This is a genomic window from Streptomyces sp. NPDC059080 (assembly GCF_042739975.1).
Classification (GTDB): Bacteria; Actinomycetota; Actinomycetes; order Streptomycetales; family Streptomycetaceae; genus Streptomyces; species Streptomyces benahoarensis.
In genome coordinates this window covers 85,556-104,272 of record NZ_JBHYGX010000018.1, presented here as the reverse complement: position 1 = coordinate 104,272, position 18,717 = coordinate 85,556, and the positions used below count along the sequence as shown (strand labels likewise).

Sequence of the window (18,717 nt, the reverse complement as noted above, 5' to 3'; positions counted from 1 at the left end):
CATCTGCCGCCCACCGCCCGGCCGTTGCCCCGTGCCACAGGTCCCTGCCACGCGAACGGCCCCCGTACCGCGCGGTGCGGTACAGGGGCCGTGGGGCGTCGGCGTGCGGGCCGTTACTTGCCCAGCTTCGGCCGGGCGATCGGCGTCGCGGCGAGGGACTGCGGCGAATCCGGGTTGTTGAGCGCGGACGGCGCGGCCACCGCGGCGGACGGATCCGCGGCGTCCGCGTCCGCCTCCTCCGGCTCCGGGCGCGGCGCGAGGCGGATGGCGGCGCGGTCCAGCGCCTGCTTGACCCGCCAGCGCAGCTCCCGCTCGATGCCACCGGCCTTCCCCGGCATGGTTCTGGCCGAGATGCCCAGCGTGACGGTCTCCAGGGAGACCTCGCTCAGGCCCAGCACCTCCACCGGCTCCCACAGCTGCTCGTTCCACGGCTCGGCCTTGGACATCTCCTCGCCGGCGGCGGTGATGATCTCGCGGACCCGCTCCAGGTCCTGGTCGGCGGCGAGCTGCACATCGACGTGGGCGGTCGACCAGCCCTGGCTGAGGTTGCCGATCCGCTTGACCTCGCCGTTGCGTATGTACCAGATGGCGCCGTTCGGCCCGCGCAGCTTCGTCACCCGCAGACCGACCTCGATGACGGTGCCGGTGGCCACCCCGGCGTCGATCTCGTCGCCGACGCCGTACTGGTCCTCCAGGATCATGAAGACGCCGGAGAGGAAGTCGGTGACGAGGTTGCGGGCGCCGAAACCGATCGCGACACCCGCCACACCGGCGCTGGCCAGCAGCGGCGCCAGGTTGATACTGAGGGTCGACAGCACCATCAGCGCCGCCGTCCCCATGATCACGAAGGAGGCGACGGAGCGCAGCACCGAACCGATCGCCTCGGACCGCTGCCGGCGCCGCTCGGCGTTGACGAGCAGACTGCTGAGCGCGCTGCCCTGGGCGGCGCTCGCGGTGCGGTTCATCCGCTCGATGAGCCGGGTGAGGGTACGGCGCACCACATGCCGCAGCACCACGGCGATCACGATGATCAGCACGATCTGGAGGCCGGACGCGATCCACGTCCCCCAGTTCTCCTGGATCCACCCGGCGGCGTTGGTGGCCTTCGCCGTCGCGTCGTCGAGTGAGGTCGGGCCGGTGGCGTCGGGTGCCGGGGCTGCGCTGTAGGGCGCGGCGGCGACCGGCAGGGCTGACCAGTGCACAGCAGAACCTTCCGTGTGGGGCGGGACGCCCGGACCGAGGTGACGCCACGGCTCGGGCAGACCCACCACACTAACGGGGCAACGAAACCGAACCGCGCCCCTGTTCGAACGCCGACCGCTTCCGGAGGGTTCCCGCAACGCCACGAGTGCGCCCGAATGAGGGCGAAGTAACACCGTGCCGCGCGAACTGAGGGGGTGTGCCGGAAAACACCTCCGGCCCGTTACCCGGCCATGGTGGCGCCGCGCCGGGGCACCGGGTGACACTGGGGGAGATCGTCCCGGCGCGAGCCACGCGCCGCCGGCGTACAAGGAGGCACCCGTGCCGCATGTCCTGGTCCTCAACGCGTCGTACGAGCCGCTCGGCGTCGTACCGCTCCGCCGCGCGCTCATCCTCGTCCTCAATGAGAAGGCCGTCAGCCTTGAGGAGTCCGGCGCCCTGATGCACAGTGCGACCCACGTCGTCCCCGCCCCGAGCGTGGTCCGTCTCAAACGCTTCGTGCGGGTGCCTTTCCGTGGCCCCGTTCCGCTCACCCGGCGGGCACTGTTCGCTCGCGACGGCGGTCGCTGCATGTACTGCGGTGGCGTCGCCACCAGCGTCGACCACGTCATCCCCCGCAGCCGCGGCGGCCAGCACACCTGGGAGAACGTCGTCGCCGCCTGCCGTCGCTGCAACCACGTCAAGGCCGACCGTCATGTCGCCGAGATCGGCTGGCGCCTGCGTCATCAACCGGCCCCGCCGTCCGGCTTGGCCTGGCGGATCATCGGGACGGGCCACCGCGATCCGCGGTGGCTGCCGTATTTGCAGCCGTACGGCGCCGACGACGCCCTGGCCCGGATCAGTGCCGTGACGGCATAGATCCGGGCCTTCGTGCGCCGGGCCCGGCCCGGGGCGCGAAGGCCGCCGGGGCGCGTGGGAGCGCCGTCCCGCCGCGCGGCGCCCTCCGCCTCCCGGGCCGTCGCGCGTAGGGGGGCGGCCTCCGTGCGACGGGTCGGCCGACGGCCTCGCGCCCCGCAGAACTTGCCGCCGGGTACCGGCTCCCGCCGCAATCTGTGCGCCCGGCCCGGGTCCGTACCACGAAATCGCCCGTCCCGAGCCATATGATGTGGGTCACGTTTACCGGGTGGGGGCGTCTGCGTTCCGGATCGCTGGGTAGCCCAGCCCTTGTCACACTGCCGATGAACGGGAGGCCCTCGTGGCCGCGTCCGCTCAGTTGCTCCTCGACGCCCTGTCCTCCAAACCCGGCGACGGGCCCGTGGAACCGGACCTCTTCGACGGGCTCTCCGGCCCCGACTGCCTGGGCGGCTCCGGCTACGGCAGCTTCGTCGAACCGCCGCTCACCAGCGAGCCGCCGCTCGCCGACGCCGCCCCGCTGATCAGCGAGGTCCCGATCTCCGCCGAACTGCCGCTGACGAGCGAGCCGACCGCCGCCGGTCTGGGCACGGAGTCCATGGAGGTCTGACGGGCCCCGGGTCCTGCGGCCCGGCGCCGCCCGATGTCCGTGTCCGCCGCCTTTCTCCGGCAGTGCGGCCTTGCGTCACCCCGGGCGCGCGGGCGGCCGGGGCGTCCTATACGTTGAGTCCGTGAGCAACAAGGTCAAGAAGAATGCCCTGCGCGCCGGAACCGTCACGGTCGGCACCGCGCTGATGCTGCTGATGTCGTCCCCCGCGTTTGCGCTCACCCGCGACGCCGGTGACGACCCGGGTCCGGGTCTGAGCGTGCTCTCCACGCTCGGCCTCTACGTCGCTGCCCCCCTCGTTCTCTTCCTGGTCATCGCCGGGCTGGTCATGGTGGGCGACAAGTCCCGCAAGCAGACCAAGTCCAAGGGCTGACGCCGGGCACCGACGCCTTCGAGGGCACCCTTCGGTTCGTACGAACCGAAGGGTGCCCTTTGTCGTTTCCGCAGGCGAACGAGGTGAAATCGGGCGATTTGGTGGGGCGGACGCTTAACTCGGCCTCACCTACGATGCCGTAACCTACGGAGCCGTAGGTCCAACCTACGGTTCCGTAGGTCATCGTCGTCCCCAGGAGTTCCCCCGTGACCCTCGCCCCCGCCCGCCATGACGGAGAGCCTGGCCTCAGTGCCTGGAGCGACGCCCGCCTCCTCTACGCCCTCGAAGAGGTCGTCGAGGAGGAGTTGAACCGCCATCTGAAGGTCGCCAAGGAATGGATGCCCCACGAGTACGTGCCGTGGAGCGACGGCCGGAACTTCGACGGCGTCATGGGCGGTGAGGCGTGGGCGCCCGAGCAGTCCAAGGTCACCGACATCGGCCGCATCGCCCTCGTGGTCAACCTCCTCACCGAGGACAACCTCCCCAGCTACCACCACGAGATCGCCACCCTCTTCGGCCGCGACGGCGCCTGGGGCACCTGGGTGCACCGCTGGACCGCCGAGGAGGGGCGGCACGGCATCGTGATGCGCGACTACCTGCTCACCAGCCGCGCCGTGGACCCGGTCGAGCTGGAGCGGTTCCGGATGGCCCACATGTCGGAGGGGTTCGAGTCCGACAACAGTCACAGCATGCTGCACTCCGTCGCGTACGTCGCGTTCCAGGAGCTGGCCACCCGCATCTCGCACCGCAACACCGGCCACCACTCCGGCGACCCGGTCTGCGACCGGATGCTGGCCCGGATCGCCACCGACGAGAACCTCCACATGGTCTTCTACCGCAACCTCCTGCGCGCCGCCTTCGAGCTGGCCCCCGACCAGACCATGGCCGCCGTCCGCGATGTCGTCACCGGCTTCCGGATGCCCGGCCACGGCATGCCCGGCTTCGAGCGGGCCGCCGCCCGGATGGCCATCGGCGGCATCTACAACCTCCGCATCCACCACGACGACGTGCTCCAGCCGGTGCTGCGCCACCTCAAGGTGCTGGAGATCGGCGGCCTCGGCCCCGTCGGCCTGGCCGCGCAGGAGGAGCTGGGCCTGTTCATGGGCGGGCTCGACGACCAGGCGCGCAAGTTCGACGAGCGGCGCGCCGCCATCGAGGCCCGCCGGGCCGCCCGCGCCGCGTAGACCACACCGTTCAGTTCGACTGAACGGAATGAACGGAACGCGTCGAATATTTCGATGGGCCTGATGTTTCTGGTACTGCCACGGTGTGTGGGCATCCCCCCGACCGAATGGACACCGTGGCAGTACGGGAACGCCCCCGCACCCCCCGCGCGGGAACGGCACGCGCCGCCGGCCTGACGCTCGCCCTCGCCGGGGTGGTGCTGGGGGCGGGCGGCAAACGGTGAGCCCGCCCGAGGGCCGCCGCCGGGAAGCGGTGGGCGCGCCCCCGGATGCGTACGCTGCCCGCATGGCCGACTGGGACATCAAGAAGCTGCGGATCCTGCGCACGCTGCACGAGCTGGGCACGGTCACCGCGACCGCCGAGGCGCTGCACCTGACGCCGTCGGCCGTCTCCCAGCAGCTGGCCGGACTCGCCAAGGCGCTCGGTGTCCCGCTGCTGGAGGCCCACGGCCGCCGGGTGCGGCTGACCGGCGCCGCCCATCTGGTGCTCCGCCACGCCGACGTCGTCTTCGCCCAGTTGGAACGCGCCGACGCGGAACTCCTCGGCTATCTGCGGGGCGAGGCGGGCCGGGTCCGCATCGGCGCGTTCTCCACCGCCATTCCGGCCCTCGTCGTCCCCGCCGTCGAGGAGCTGCGCCGCACCCACCCCGGGCTCGCCGTCGCCGTACGCGAGGCCGAGGCGGAGGCCGCGTACGAGCTGCTGGCCGAGGGCAGCGTCGACCTGGCGCTCTCGCTCGCCGCGCACGCGCCCACCCCCAGGGACCCCAAGTTCAGCCGCCTTTCGCTGCTCGCCGACCCGCTGGACGTGGCGCTGCCCGCCGGGCACCCGCTCGCCGCCGAGCCGAGGCTGCGCCTCGCCGATCTCGCGGGCGAGCCGTGGATCTTCGGCAGCAGCGGCCCCTGGTCGCAGATCACCACCGCCGCCTGCGAGAACGCCGGTTTCGTCCCCGAGCAGGCGCACGCCGCCGCCGACTGGAACGCGATCTGGGCGATGGTCGCCGCGGGCATGGGCGTCGCGCTGGTGCCCCGGATGGCGCGGCCCGGCGGCGTCGGCGCGCCCGCCCGGGGCGCGGGCGGCGGCCCCGGTGCCGTCCTGCGGGTCCTCCACGCCGATCAGCCGCGCCGCCATGTCGTCGCCGCCGCGCGCCGCGGCTCCGAGGGCGCGCCGGGACTGTCCCGGGTACTGGCCGCGCTCCAGCAGGCGGCCGCGGCGCACGCCGGTGCCCGTACGGCGCCCGCGGACGGCGACGCGCCCCCGGACGGGCCGCCCACCGTTCAGCCCAGCTGAACAACGACCTCACGAACCGTCGATGGACCTGCCGGGTGGCCGCTGCGACGGTGGAGAGGTCCGCAGCGCCGCACCACCGAAGGGCGCCTCACTTCACCGAAGGGCGACGATGACCACCACCCCGGCCGACTCCACCGATCCGCACGCCAACGACGCCGACCCGTACGGCAGCGGCGACCCCTTCGCCGACTACCGTGGCGGCGACTTCGCCTTCACCTCGCTCGTCGACCTCGCCGACCGGCGGTTCGGCGCCGGGGTGATCGCCGCGAACGACGAGTTCTTCGCCGAACGCGAGAACCTGCTGAAGCCCGGCCCGGCGGTCTTCGACCCCGAGCACTTCGGCCACAAGGGCAAGATCATGGACGGCTGGGAGACCCGTCGGCGCCGCGGCGCGGACGCGGACCACCCCTTCCCGGCCGACGACGAGCACGACTGGGCGCTGATCCGCCTCGCCGCCCCCGGCGTGATCCGCGGCGTCATCGTCGACACCGCCCACTTCCGCGGCAACCACCCGCAGCAGGTCACCGTCGAGGCGACCGCCCTCCCCGGCAGCCCGGGCCCCGAGGAGCTGCTCGCCTCCGACGTGAAGTGGGAGGAGATCGTCCCCCGCACACCGGTACGCGGCCACGCCGCCAACGGCTTCGAGGTCCTCACCGAGCGCCGCTTCACGCATCTGCGCCTCAAGCAGCACCCCGACGGCGGCATCGCGCGGCTGCGGGTCCACGGCGAGGTCGTGCCCGACCCGGCGTGGCTGACCGCCCTCGGCACCGTCGACCTGGCGTCGGTGCTGCACGGCGGCGCGGTGGAGGACGCCTCCGACCGCTTCTACTCCTCGCCCGCCCAGATCATCCGGCCCGACCTCTCCCGCAAGATGGACGACGGCTGGGAGAACCGCCGCCGCCGCGTCAAGGGCACGCACGACTGGGTCCGCTTCCGTCTCGCCGCGCGGGGCGAGATCCGCGCGATCGAGATCGACACCGCCTATCTGAAGGGGAACTCCGCGGGCTGGGCCGCGCTGTACGGCTGCGACGGCACCCCCGAGGACGACGCCTCCTGGTTCGAGATCCTGCCCCGGACCAGGCTCCAGCCCGACACCCCGCACCGCTTCGCCCTGCCCGAGGCGGTCACCGCCACCCACATCCGGCTCGACGTCTTCCCCGACGGCGGTATCGCCCGGATGCGCGTCCACGGCAGCCTCACCGCCGACGGACGGGACGCGCTGGGGGAGCGCTTCACGGCGCTCGGGGGCTGACACCGCGTACGAAAAACGGGGCGCCCGGGACCACATGTCCCGGGCGCCCCGCGTACGAAGGGCTGTCAGCCCGCCGCCGCGTCCGCCGCGCGGGCCTTCAGGGCCCGCTCGACGCCCGCCCGGGACTCCACGACCAGCCGCCGCAGCGCCGCGCTCGGCTCCGCGGACGCCAGCCACGCGTCCGTCGTCTCCAGCGTCTCGGGGGAGATCTGCAGCGACGGGAAGAGCCCGATCGCGATCTGCGACGCCATCTCGTGGCTGCGCGCGTCCCAGACGCCCTTCACCGCCGCGAAGTACTTCGCGGTGTACGGCGCCAGCAGCTCCTCCTGGTCGAACTGCTGGAAGCCGCCGATGACGGCCTCCTGCACCGCGTTGGGCAGCGTGTCCGCCTCGACGACCGCGGCCCACGCCGCGGCCTTCGCCTCCGCCGTCGGCCGCGCCGCCCGGGCGGACGCCGCGTGCTCCTCACCCGCCGAGGTACGGTCGCGCTCCAGCTCCGCCGCGATGGCCTGCTCGTCGGCCCGGCCGGTCGCCGCCAGCCGGCCCAGCAGCGACCAGCGCAGGTCGGTGTCGATGACCAGACCCGCCAGCGTCTCCGTACCGTCCAGCAGCCCCTGGACCAGGTCGAGGTGGGCGCCGGAGCGGGCCGCCGCCGTGAACGCCCGGGCCCACGCCAGCTGGTGGTCGCTGCCCGGCGCCGCCGCACGCAGCTGCTCCAGCGCCGCGTCCGCCCACCGGGCCAGCCCGGTCTCGCGCCACGCCGGGGCCGCGTACATGCTCAGCGCCAGCTTCACCTGGCGGTGCAGGGACTGGACGACGCCGATGTCCGACTCCTTGCCGATGCCGGAGAGCACCAGCGCCAGGTAGTCGCGGGTGGGCAGTTCGCCGTCGCGCGTCATGTCCCACGCCGACGCCCAGCACAGCGCCCGCGGCAGCGACTCGGTGAAGTCCCCGAGGTGGGCGGTGACGACCTTCAGCGACTCCTCGTCCAAGCGGACCTTCGCGTACGACAGGTCGTCGTCGTTGAGCAGCACGACGTCCGGCCGCCGGGTGCCCGCGGGGAACGGCACCGCGGTCAGCTCGCCGTCCACGTCCAGCTCGATGCGGTCGGTGCGGACCAGCTTGCCGTCCCGGAGGTCGTAGCAGCCGATCGCGATGCGGTGCGGCCGCAGCACCGGCTCGCCCGTGGCGCCGGACGGCAGCGCCGGGGCCTCCTGCCGTACGTGGAAGGAGGCGACGGTGGAGTCCGCGGCGAGGGTGATCTCGGGCCGCAGGATGTTGATCCCCGCGGTCTCCAGCCACTTCTTCGACCAGGTCTTCAGATCCCGGCCGCTGGTCTTCTCCAGCGCGCCCAGCAGATCGCTCAGCCGGGTGTTGCCGAAGGCGTGCGCCTTGAAGTACTCCTGCACGCCCTGGAAGAACGCGTCCATGCCGACGTACGCGACGAGCTGCTTGAGGACGCTGGCGCCCTTGGCGTACGTGATGCCGTCGAAGTTGACGAGGACGTCGTCCAGGTCACGGATGTCCGCCATGATCGGGTGCGTCGACGGCAGCTGGTCCTGGCGGTAGGCCCAGGTCTTCATGGAGTTCGCGAACGTCGTCCACGAGTGCGGCCACTTCGAGCCGGGCGCGTACGCCTGGCAGGCGATCGAGGTGTAGGTGGCGAACGACTCGTTCAGCCACAGGTCGTTCCACCACTCCATGGTGACGAGGTCGCCGAACCACATGTGCGCCAGCTCGTGCAGGATGGTCTCGGCGCGCGTCTCGTACGCCGCGTCCGTCACCTTCGAGCGGAAGACGTACTGGTCGCGGATGGTGACCGCGCCCGCGTTCTCCATTGCCCCGGCGTTGAACTCCGGCACGAAGAGCTGGTCGTACTTCTCGAAGGGGTACGCGTAGTCGAACTTCTCCTGGAACCAGTCGAAGCCCTGCCGGGTGACGTCGAAGATCTCCTCCGCGTCCAGGTGCTCGGCGAGCGACGGCCGGCAGTAGATGCCCAGCGGCACCTTCCTTCCGCCCGCCCGTCGCCCGCCGCCGCCCTCGGCCGACTGCGCTTCGCCCAGGCCCCCCTTGTCCTCCCACGTGCTGTGCACGCTGTGGTACGGACCGGCGATCAGCGCGGTGATGTACGTCGAGATGCGCGGCGTCGGCGCGAACCTCCAGACCGTGCCCTCGGGCTCCGGCGTCGGCGAGTTGGAGATCACCGTCCAGCCCTCCGGCGCCGTGACGGTGAACGCGAACCTCGCCTTCAGGTCCGGCTGCTCGAAGGAGGCGAACACCCGGCGGGCGTCCGGCACCTCGAACTGCGTGTACAGATACGCCTGCTGGTCGACCGGGTCGACGAAGCGGTGCAGGCCCTCGCCGGTGTTGGTGTACGCGCAGTCGGCGACGACGGTGAGCTCGTTGCGCCCGGCCACCAGGGAAGGCAGCGCGATCCGCGAGTCGGCGAAGACCTCGGCCGGATCCAGCGCCGCGCCGTTGAGGTGCACCTCGTGCACGGTCGGCGCGATCAGGTCGATGAAGCTCTCGGCGCCCGCCTCGGCGCAGTCGAAGCGCACCGTCGTGACGGACCGGAAGGTGCCGCCCTCCTGCGCGCCGGAGAGATCGAGAACGATCTCGTACGCGTCCACGGTCAGCAGTCGCGCCCGCTGCTGTGCCTCGTCGCGGGTCAGGTTCGTGCCAGGCACCAGGTCATCTCCTCGTAAGAGTCCTCGTCTGCGGGGTGTGGCCATCCTTCCACGCCCGCATTGTCAGGGTCGGTGGGTACTGTGACCGAAGAGGCAGTCGGCACTAGGAGGTGGTGGCCATGGCGGTTCTCGACCGACTCTGGCGGGATGTCGAGGCACAAAGCCATATCGAGGGTTACGTCGTTGAGATCATCGACGGAAAGGTGATCATGACGCCGCAGAGCCCGACCCAGTCGAACACCATCCGCAGCTTGATCCGGCAGGCGGAGCGCGAGCTGGGAGAGGAAGTGCCCCTCGTTTTCGACGTGGGGATCGACTTCCCGGGAGAGACCTCCCTGGCTCCGGATCTCGCGATCCTCGACCTCGACGCACAGCCGCGCGGCAAGCGTTATGTCTACATGGATGTCGTCGCGGCCATCGAGGTCGTCTCGACGGCGGCCGACACCAACGACTACGTGACGAAGGTGGCCAAATACAGCCGCTTCGGCATCGAGACCTACCTGATCATCGACCCGTTCACCCGCGTGTGCACCCTGCACGAGGGCTCGGTCGGTGCACAGTACGAGAAGAGCAGCACGTACCGGTACGGGGACGTGGTGGAGATGGAGCTGGCCGACGGCCGGAAGTTCTCCATCGACACCAGCGGCTTCCCCGGGGAGACGGTCACACGGATCGCTGAATGAGCGGAGGCGCCCACCGGATCTCTCCGGCGGGCGCCTCGGTGACGCGGTGCGGGCCCGCTCAGCCGCGCAGCTCCGCCGCGACCAGTTCGGCGATCTGGACGGCGTTGAGGGCGGCGCCCTTGCGGAGGTTGTCGCCGGAGACGAACAGCGCCAGCCCGTTCTCCGCCGTCTCGTCCTCGCGGATGCGGCCCACGAAGGAGACGTCCTGACCGGCGGCCTGGAGCGGGGTGGGCACGTCGGAGAGGGTGACGCCGGGGGCGGCGGCCAGCAGCTCCTGGGCGCGGGCGACGCTCAGCGGGCGCGCGAAGCGGGCGTTGAGCTGGAGCGAGTGGCCGGTGAAGACCGGGACCCGCACGCAGGTGCCGGAGACCTTCAGCTCCGGGATGCCGAGGATCTTGCGGCTCTCGTGGCGGAGCTTCTGCTCCTCGTCGGTCTCGTGCAGCCCGTCGTCGACGATCGCACCCGCCATCGGCAGCACATTGAACGCGATCGGGGCGACGTACTTCTCCGGCTCGGGGAAGTCCACGGCCGCGCCGTCGTGCGTCAGGCGGGTGGCATCCTGCTCGACGGCCTTGCGGACCTGCCCGTTCAGCTCCTCGACACCGGCGAGGCCGCTGCCGGAGACCGCCTGGTAGGTGGCGGCCACCAGCGACACCAGCCCGGCCTCGTCGTGCAGCGGGCGCAGCACCGGCATCGCGGCCATGGTGGTGCAGTTCGGGTTGGCGATGATGCCCTTGGGGCGCTCGGTGATCGCCGACGGGTTGACCTCGGAGACCACCAGCGGGACCTCGGGGTCGCGGCGCCAGGCGGAGGAGTTGTCGATCACGACGGGACCGGCGGCCGCGACCTTCGGCGCCAGCGCCTTCGAGGTCGACCCGCCCGCCGAGAACAGCACGATGTCCAGGCCGGAGAAGTCGGCGGTGGCGGCGTCCTCGATCGTGATCTCGGTGTCCTGCCAGGGCAGGGTGCGTCCGGCGGACCGCGCCGAAGCGAACAGGCGCAGCTGCTCGACCGGGAACTGCCGCTCGGCGAGAATGCCCCGCATCACGCCGCCGACCTGGCCGGTGGCTCCGACGATTCCGATCCTCATGGAACTCCCTCTTTCCTGACCCGACACGGTGCTTCTCTGGGGAACACCTGCTCAGAAGTGTCCCCATCATGTGTGTGAACCCCGTCGCCTTGTCCAATCCGTTCCGATACGTGGCCCGCGTCACCGCGGCCGTCCACGGCACCGGACCCTCCGCGCGGCGCGGTGATCCCTGTGCGGTGATGGGCCACCGGTGTTGCGGTGGCGTTCACGCCGCCGACACCCTCGCTGCCAAACATCCCCGGTGAGCGGGCAGTTGAGCTGCCCGGCCGCTCGCCTGTACGCAACCGGGGAGTTCGCGCATGTCCCGTACACGGTCCGCCGTCTCCGCCCTCGACCGCCGCGCCTTCCTCGCCGCCACCGGCGCGGTCGGCGCCGCCGCCGGACTCGGCCTCGCCTTCGGCGGTGGCGACCGGCCCGCCGCTGCCGCCACGCCCCCGGACGCCGCCCCCGTGGCGCCCGCCCCCGTCGACGCCCCGGCCGTGCCCCGCGCCCCGTACACCCGGGGCACCACGCTCGCCTCCGTCGCCACCCCGCACGGCACCGGCGGCTACCGACAGCTCGGCGACGGGCCCGGCTGGCGGCGGCTGGTCCGCACCGAGCTGGCCCCCGCCCACCCCGGGCGGAGCGGGCGGCGCACCGCCCTCGCCTCGTTCGTGCACGTCACCGACCTGCACCTGGTCGATGTGCAGAGCCCACTGCGGTACGAGTACCTGCGCGCCGAGACCGCCAGCGCCTGGCGGCCGCAGGAGGCACTCTCCGTCGCCGGAGTCGTCTCGCTCATCGAACGGGTCAACGCACTGCCCGGCGGGCCCGCGACCGGTGCGCCCCTCGCCTTCGTGATGACCACCGGCGACAACACCGACAACAACTCCCGACTGGAGCTGGACTGGTTCCTCACCGCCATGAGCGGCGGCCGGATCACGCCCAACTCCGGCGACCCGCGCCACTACGAAGGCGTCCAGGACAGCGGCCTCGCCCTCTACTGGCAGCCCGGCAGCGCGCTGCGCGACGCCGACAAACGCCTCGGCTTCCCGCGCATCGACGGCTTCCTCGACGCGGCGATCCGCACCGTCCACAGCCCCGGCCTGCGGATGCCGTGGTACTCCACCGTCGGCAACCACGACTCCCTGCCCGGCGGCTGCTATGCACCCGGCGACCCGTTCTTCACCGCCGTCGCCACCGGCGACCGCAAGCTGGAGACGCTTCCCGCCGACCGCGCCGCCCAGGTGTGGAAGGCCGTCCGCAAGGGCCTCGACCCGCGCGGTGAGGACTTCAAGGAGCTGCTGCGCTCCCAGGCGAAGAAGGCCCGGCACGTCACCCCGGACCCCCGGCGGGCGCCGTTCACCCGCGCCGAGTACCTGCGGGCCCACCTCGACCCGGCGCACACCGGCCCCGGACCGCACGGCCACGGCTACACCGCCGACCACCTCGACGACGGCCGCCTCCACTACACCTTCCCCGTCGCCGATGACGTCCTCGGCATCAGCCTCGACACCACCGACCCGGCGGGCCACTACACCGGCTCCGTCGGCGCGGAGCAGTTCGCCTGGCTGCGCCGGACGCTGCGGGAGAACGAGCGTGGCGGCGCCCGGCATGTGCTGGTCTTCAGCCACCACACCTCCGCGACGATGGACAACACCCGCCCCGACCCGGCCCGCCCCCGCGAGAAGCGGCACACCGGAGCCGAGCTGGCCGCGCTGTTCTCCGCCCACCCGTCCATCGTCGCCTGGATCAACGGCCACAGCCACAAGAACGAGGTCACCGCCCACCCGGGCTTCTGGGAGGTCTCCACCGCCTCCCACATCGACTTCCCGCAGCTCGCCCGGGTCATCGAGCTGACCGACAACCACGACGGCACGCTGTCGCTCTTCACCACCCTCGTCGAATCGTCGGCCCCGCACCGCGCCGACCCCGCCGACCTCTCCCGGACCGGCCTGGCCGCCCTCTACCGCGAACTGGCGGCCAACGCGCCCAAGGCCCGTAAGGACCTGGCGGGGGAGGCCGTCGACCGGAACCTGGAGCTGGTGGTGCGGCGGCGCTGACGGGCGGGGCCGGGCGCCGGTGCTGGGGCGTCCGCGCCGCCGTGCCGGGCCGTCCGCGACCGCCGTGCCGGACGGGGCGTGCCGGGCGGGGCGTGCCGGGCGGGGCAGCGCCGGGCGGGGCAGCGCCGGGCGGCCGTGCCGTGGCCCTGCCCGCCGGGTGCGTCCCGCCCGCCCCGAAATCCGCTGGACACGCGGGCCGCGGCCCCCTTGGGTAGCCGGATGGCCGACACACCGCCCGTACCTCGTCTGCACACCGCACGCCTGCTGCTCCGCGCATGGCGGGAGACCGATCTCGCGCCCTGGGCGGCGCTCAACGCCGACCCGGAGGTCCGCCGCCACCTGGGCGGCCCGCTCACCCGCGAGGAGAGCGACGCCTCCGTCGCCCGCTTCCGCGCGGAGTTCGCCGCGCGCGGCTACGGCTGGTGGGCCGTCGAGGAGCGGGCGAGCGGCGCGTTCCTCGGCTTCGCCGGGCTCGACCGCGTCGAGGAGGAGAGCCTGCCGCTCCACGGCGTGGAGGCCGGCTGGCGGCTGGCCCGCCACGCCTGGGGCCACGGCTACGCCACCGAGGCCGGCCGCGCCTGCCTCGACTTCGGCTTCAGCACGCTTTGCCTGCCCGAGATCCTGGCGCTGACCACCGCCGCCAACACCCGCTCCCGCGCGGTGATGGAACGCCTCGGCATGGCCCGCGACCCGGCCGACGACTACGAGGACCCCACCGTCCCGGAGGGCCCGCTGCGGGCCGGGGTCTGCTACCGGATCCGGGCCTGAGCGACGCGCGGAACGGGGGCGCACGGGCGGGACGCCCCGGCCCTGCGGTCCGCTACCGCGGTGCGATCACCACCGCCGCCGGATCCCGGTCGGCCGCCGCCATCAGCGCCGTACGCACCACGACCGCCTGCTCCCCGGGGGCGCGGCGCAGGTCGTCGGGGGTGCAGCGGACCACCGTGATGCCCAGGCGCTCCAGTTGTTCGTGCTTGCGGTTCCAGGCCGCGCCGGGCAGGGTGCCGTCCCCGTCGGGCGCCGCCGTGTCGATCTCCACCGCGACGGCCTCAGCGGGCCAGTACGCGTCCACCCCGCCCAGGTGCGGGCCGCCCGGCAGCCGCAGGCCGACGTTCCACAGCGGGTCCGGCAGCGCGTGGTCGCGGACCAGCGCGTAGAGCCGGTCCTCGGCACGGGCGCGGTCCCCGGCCAGCAGCAGCGTCACCGTGTCCACCACGTGCGGCCGTCCCGCCAGCCGTGCCCGGCGCAGCTCGCCGACGACCGTGGCCGCCTCGGCGTGCCCGTCGCGTACCGCCTCCGTCACCAGATGCCGCACCGCCGCCGCATCCGTCAGCGTCGCCACGGTGTCCGCCAGCGCCCGCGCCACCGGGGCCACCGGCAGCCCGTCGATCTCCTCGGCCCCCGGCAGCTCCGCGGACCGGACGACCCGGGCGAAGCCGGCCGAGCGCAGTTGCCGCCCGTGGCCCACCAGGACGTGCAGCCGGTTGAGCGACGGCAGCGGGGGAGCGGCGGCGACGCCGTGCAGCGCCAGCGCCGCCGGACCGGTCAGCATCGCCCGCGCGCCCGGGCGCACCCCGCCACCCTGATGCGGGACCGACGGGCCGCGCTCCGTCGCGTACAGCACGGTGGCGCGCAGCCGCTCCTCGGTGGACGGCGGCCCCGGACGCAGCAGGTACACGCCGGGCAGCACCTCGCGCCAGGGGCCGCCGGGGCGGCAGCGCCCGGCGGTCTCGGCGGGCGTGACGCCCCGCTCACGCAACCGGTGTGCGGTGACCAGCGGGCTGCTGCCGTCGGTGCGGGGGAGTGGGGAGAGCGGGGTGTCCTGGGTCATGCCCGGCACCTTCCCGCGCGCGGGCCGCCCGCTCACGGTTGTTACACACCTGTGGCAGGAAGCGGACAACTCCGTTCAGGAAGACGGAGGTTCCTCCCGCCGTCCGGGCCCGCCCCCGCCGGGCCCGGACAAGGCGTCACCCCCGCTCGCCCGCCCCCGCGTCGCACGCCCGCGCCCGCAGCGCACGCGCCAGATCGTCGCGCCGCTCCGACACCAGGCGGCGCAGCGCCGGGGCGGCGTCCGCGTGGCCCGTCAGCCAGGCGTCGGTCGCGTCCAGCGTGGCCTGCTCGATCCGCCAGAACGGGAACAGCCCGCGGACCACGGCCATACCGATCTCGATCGACCGGTCCTGCCAGATCCGTTCGATCGCCGCGAAGTACCGCTCGCCGTACGGCGCCAGCAGCTCGCCCTGGCCGCGCCGGGCGAAGCCGCTGATGGTGGCCTCCACCAGCGCGTTGGACAGGGCGTCCGACTCCATCACGTCCGCCCACGCCCGCGCCTTGACGCCGGCGTCCGGCCGGGCGGCCAGGCAGCGCACCTGGTGCCGCTTGCCGGACGCGGTGTCGTCGCGGGACAGCTCGGCGTCCACCGCGGCGGCGTCGGCCGCGTCCGCGGAGGCCAGCGCCGCGAGGAGCGTCCAGCGCAGCTCCTGGTCCACGTCCAGCCCGTCGATGCGCGCGGTGCCGTCCAGCAGGCCGCGCAGCAGCTGGAGGTCGGCGGGCTCGGCGGCGACCGCGGCGAAGTGGCGGGCCCAGGCCAGCTGGTGGTCGCTGCCCGGCGTGGCGACCCGCAGCTCGTGCAGCGCACCCTCGGCCAGCGCGCGGGCCGCCGCCTCCCGGTGCTCCGGCGCGGTGTACGACTCCAGCGCCCCCTGCGCCTGTGAGTGCAGCGTCTGGAGCACGCCGATGTCGCTCTCCCGCCCCGCGAACCGCAGCACCAGGTCCAGGTAGTCGCGGGCCGGCATCAGCCCGTCACGGGTCAGCCCCCACACCGCCGACCAGCACAGGGCGCGCGCCAGGGGATCGGCGAGGTCGCCGAGGCGGGCGCGGAGGGCGACGAGCGAGCCCTCGTCGAAGCGGGTCTTGCAGTACGTCAGATCGTCGTCGTTGACGAGGATCAGCTCGGGCCGCTCGGCGCCCGCCAGCTCCGTGACGACGGTGTGCGGACCGGCGACGTCGACCTCGGCGCGGGCGTAGCGCACCAGCGAACCGGCGGCGTCCTCCCGCCGGTAGAGGCCGACCGCCACCCGGTGCGGCCGCAGCTCCGGGTGGGAGGCGGCGGCCTCCTGGAGGATGGCCAGCTCGGTGATGCGGTCCTGCGCGTCACAGGTGAGCTGCGGGGTCAGCGCGTTGACCCCGGCGGTCTCCAGCCAGGCGCGCGACCAGGTGGCCATGTCGCGGCCGGAGGTCTCCTCCAGTACCGACAGCAGATCGGTCAGCCGGGTGTTGCCGTAGGCGTGCCGCTTGAAGTAGCGGCGGGCGCCCTCCAGGAACGCGTCCCGGCCCGCGTACGCCACCAGCTGCTTGAGGACGGAGGCGCCCTTGGCGTACGTGATGCCGTCGAAGTTGAGCTTGGCGTCCTCCAGGTCACGGATGTCGGCCGTGACCGGGTGGGTGGAGGGCAGCTGGTCGGCGCGGTAGGCCCACGCCTTGCGGTGGTTGGCGAAGGTGATCCAGCCGTTGTGGAAGCGCGTCGCCTCCACCAGCGACAGGGCGCCCATGTAGTCCGCGAACGACTCCTTGAGCCACAGGTCGTCCCACCACTCCATGGTGACGAGGTCGCCGAACCACATGTGCGCCATCTCGTGCAGGATGACGCTGGCCCGGCGCTCGTACGCCGCCTCGGTGACCTTGCCGCGGAAGACGAACTCCTCGCGGAACGTCACACACCCCGGGTTCTCCATCGCCCCGATGTTGTACTCCGGGACGAACGCCTGGTCGTACTTGCCGAACGGGTACGGGTAGTCGAAGTGGTCGTGGAAGAAGTCCAGGCCCTGCTTGGTGACGGTGAAGATGTCGTCCGCGTCGAAGTGCTTGGCCAGCCCCTTGCGGCACAGCGCGCCCAGCGGGATGTCGAGCTCGGTGCCGTCCTCGAACGTCCGCCGGTAGCTGTCGCGCTCGTAGTGGTACGGCCCGGCGACCACCGCGGTGATGTACGTGGAGACCGGCCGCGTCGTCGCGAAGCGGTGGCGGCCGCCGGACGGCTCGCCCTCCTCCGCGCCGTTGCTGAGCACCAGCCACTCCTCGGGCGCGGTCACCTCGAAGGTGAACGGGGCCTTGAGGTCGGGCTGTTCGAAGGTGGCGAAGACCCGGCGGGCGTCGGCCGGTTCGTACTGCGTGTAGAGGTAGACCTCGCCGTCCTCGGGGTCCACGAAGCGGTGCAGGCCCTCGCCGGTGCGGCTGTAGGCGCACTGCGCGTCGACGGTCAGGGTGTTCTCCGCCGCCAGGTCCGCGAGCGTGATGCGGGTGCCGTCGAAGACCGCCGACGGGTCCAGCACCGTGCCGTTGAGGGTCACCGACGTCACCGACGGCGCCACCAGATCCGCGAAGGTCGTGGCGCCCGGCTCGGCGCAGCGGAAGCGGATCGTGGTCAGCGAGCGGAAGGTGTCCTCGCCCTTCACCGCCGACCGGACGTCCAGCGCCACGTCGTACCCGTCGACGCTCAGCAGCCGTCCGCGCTCGTGGGCCTCGTCCCGGGACAGATTCTCACCTGGCACGCTGTGACTCCTTCGTCCTGTTCGTCGTCTTCTTCGGTTTCGTCGTCCACCGGTCGAACACGGGAATCATGGCACGCCCGATCTCTGTTGAAGCGGGCGCCGACCGGCGTACGCCCCGGCGTCCACCGCACACGAGGAGAGCCTGTGTCCGACACCGCGAAGACCCCCGCCGACTTCTGGTTCGATCCGCTCTGCCCCTGGGCCTGGATGACGTCCCGTTGGATGCTGGAGGTGGAGAAGGTCCGACCGGTCGAGGTCCGCTGGCACGTCATGAGTCTGGCGGTGCTCAACGAGAACCGCCTCGACGAGCTGCCGCCGGAGTACGCCGTGCCGATGCGGCCCGGCGGCAGCTCCTGGGGCCCGGTGCGGGTCTGCATCGCCGCCGAGCAGCGGTTCGGCAGCGAGGTCCTCGGCCCGCTCTACACCGCCCTCGGCACCCGCATGCACCACGAAGGTCTGGGCCGCGACCGCGCCGCGATCACGGGCGCCCTCGCCGACGCGGGCCTGCCCGCCGAGCTCGCCGGGGCCGCGGACTCCGACGCGTACGACACCGCGCTGCGCGCCTCCCACAAGGAGGGCATCGAGCTGGTCGGGCAGGACGTCGGCACGCCCGTCATCGCGGTGCCCGGCGCGGACGGCGAGCGCATCGCGTTCTTCGGGCCGGTCGTCACGCCCGCGCCCAAGGGCGACGAGGCCGCCAAGCTGTGGGACGGCACCCTGATGGTCGCCTCCGTCCCCGGCTTCTACGAGATCAAGCGGACCCGCACGGCCGGTCCGGTCTTCGACTGACGCCCCCGGACATGGGCGGGGGGGGGGGGCGGGGGGGCCGCGCCGGGCGGCGCCCGGGCGAGCGCCGCGGCGGGGGGGGGGGGGGGGGGGTGGAGAGGGCGGCGGCGGCCGAGGCGGGCGGCG

15 protein-coding genes are annotated in these 18,717 nt (G+C 72.9%); 10 read left to right on the top strand and 5 right to left on the bottom strand.

The features are described from left to right. Positions 1-113: 113 nt before the first annotated feature. Positions 114-1,202, bottom strand: coding sequence for a mechanosensitive ion channel family protein (locus ACFWWQ_RS16805; RefSeq protein ID WP_384596710.1), 1,089 nt, complete (start codon positions 1,200-1,202; stop codon positions 114-116). 319 nt (positions 1,203-1,521) lie between these two features. Between ACFWWQ_RS16805 and ACFWWQ_RS16800 the strand changes: the two genes are divergently transcribed. The 6 genes from ACFWWQ_RS16800 (at position 1,522) to alc (ending at position 6,756) form a co-directional block, all read left to right on the top strand. After that, positions 1,522-2,058: an HNH endonuclease gene (locus ACFWWQ_RS16800; RefSeq protein ID WP_384596708.1), complete on the top strand. Its 537-nt coding sequence runs from the start codon at positions 1,522-1,524 to the stop codon at positions 2,056-2,058. A gap of 337 nt (positions 2,059-2,395) precedes the next feature. Beyond that, positions 2,396-2,662, top strand: a complete 267-nt coding sequence (locus ACFWWQ_RS16795) for a hypothetical protein (protein WP_384596706.1) — start codon at positions 2,396-2,398, stop codon at positions 2,660-2,662. 121 nt (positions 2,663-2,783) lie between these two features. Then, positions 2,784-3,032, top strand: a complete 249-nt coding sequence (locus tag ACFWWQ_RS16790) for a hypothetical protein (RefSeq protein ID WP_384596704.1) — start codon at positions 2,784-2,786, stop codon at positions 3,030-3,032. Positions 3,033-3,238: 206 nt separating this feature from the next. After that, on the top strand, positions 3,239-4,216 hold the full coding sequence (locus ACFWWQ_RS16785; protein ID WP_384596702.1) for an acyl-ACP desaturase: 978 nt from the start codon (positions 3,239-3,241) through the stop codon (positions 4,214-4,216). Between the two features lie 286 nt (positions 4,217-4,502). Continuing rightward, positions 4,503-5,504, top strand: coding sequence for a LysR family transcriptional regulator (locus ACFWWQ_RS16780; protein WP_384596700.1), 1,002 nt, complete (start codon positions 4,503-4,505; stop codon positions 5,502-5,504). Positions 5,505-5,613: 109 nt separating this feature from the next. Further along, complete coding sequence (gene alc, locus ACFWWQ_RS16775; RefSeq protein WP_384596698.1) at positions 5,614-6,756, top strand: allantoicase; 1,143 nt, start codon at positions 5,614-5,616, stop codon at positions 6,754-6,756. Positions 6,757-6,821: 65 nt separating this feature from the next. Here alc and pepN (ACFWWQ_RS16770) read toward each other — a convergent pair whose 3' ends face one another. Continuing rightward, on the bottom strand, positions 6,822-9,443 hold the full coding sequence (gene pepN / locus ACFWWQ_RS16770; protein ID WP_384596696.1) for an aminopeptidase N: 2,622 nt from the start codon (positions 9,441-9,443) through the stop codon (positions 6,822-6,824). A 119-nt stretch (positions 9,444-9,562) separates the two neighbouring features. Here pepN (ACFWWQ_RS16770) and ACFWWQ_RS16765 point away from each other — a divergent pair, with 119 nt between their 5' ends. Continuing rightward, positions 9,563-10,126, top strand: a complete 564-nt coding sequence (locus tag ACFWWQ_RS16765) for a Uma2 family endonuclease (RefSeq protein ID WP_384596694.1) — start codon at positions 9,563-9,565, stop codon at positions 10,124-10,126. A gap of 58 nt (positions 10,127-10,184) precedes the next feature. On the opposite strand, the gene ACFWWQ_RS16760 is transcribed toward ACFWWQ_RS16765, so the two are convergent. Next, a complete protein-coding gene (locus tag ACFWWQ_RS16760) occupies positions 10,185-11,216 on the bottom strand; it encodes an aspartate-semialdehyde dehydrogenase (RefSeq protein ID WP_384596692.1) in 1,032 nt (343 codons plus the stop codon). A 299-nt stretch (positions 11,217-11,515) separates the two neighbouring features. Here ACFWWQ_RS16760 and ACFWWQ_RS16755 point away from each other — a divergent pair, with 299 nt between their 5' ends. Beyond that, a complete protein-coding gene (locus ACFWWQ_RS16755) occupies positions 11,516-13,258 on the top strand; it encodes a TIGR03767 family metallophosphoesterase (RefSeq protein ID WP_384596690.1) in 1,743 nt (580 codons plus the stop codon). Positions 13,259-13,477: 219 nt separating this feature from the next. Beyond that, positions 13,478-14,026, top strand: a complete 549-nt coding sequence (locus ACFWWQ_RS16750) for a GNAT family N-acetyltransferase (protein WP_384596688.1) — start codon at positions 13,478-13,480, stop codon at positions 14,024-14,026. Positions 14,027-14,078: 52 nt separating this feature from the next. Here the strand turns inward: ACFWWQ_RS16750 and ACFWWQ_RS16745 are convergent, their stop codons facing one another. Together ACFWWQ_RS16745 and pepN (ACFWWQ_RS16740) are read right to left on the bottom strand one after the other, a co-directional pair. Further along, positions 14,079-15,089: a hypothetical protein gene (locus tag ACFWWQ_RS16745; RefSeq protein WP_384596686.1), complete on the bottom strand. Its 1,011-nt coding sequence runs from the start codon at positions 15,087-15,089 to the stop codon at positions 14,079-14,081. A 136-nt stretch (positions 15,090-15,225) separates the two neighbouring features. Beyond that, the gene (gene pepN / locus ACFWWQ_RS16740) at positions 15,226-17,805 is read right to left on the bottom strand and encodes an aminopeptidase N (RefSeq protein WP_384596684.1); all 2,580 of its coding nucleotides are present in this window, start codon (positions 17,803-17,805) and stop codon (positions 15,226-15,228) included. Between the two features lie 144 nt (positions 17,806-17,949). Between pepN (ACFWWQ_RS16740) and ACFWWQ_RS16735 the strand changes: the two genes are divergently transcribed. Beyond that, positions 17,950-18,594, top strand: coding sequence for a DsbA family protein (locus tag ACFWWQ_RS16735; protein WP_384596682.1), 645 nt, complete (start codon positions 17,950-17,952; stop codon positions 18,592-18,594). Positions 18,595-18,717 lie beyond the last annotated feature (123 nt).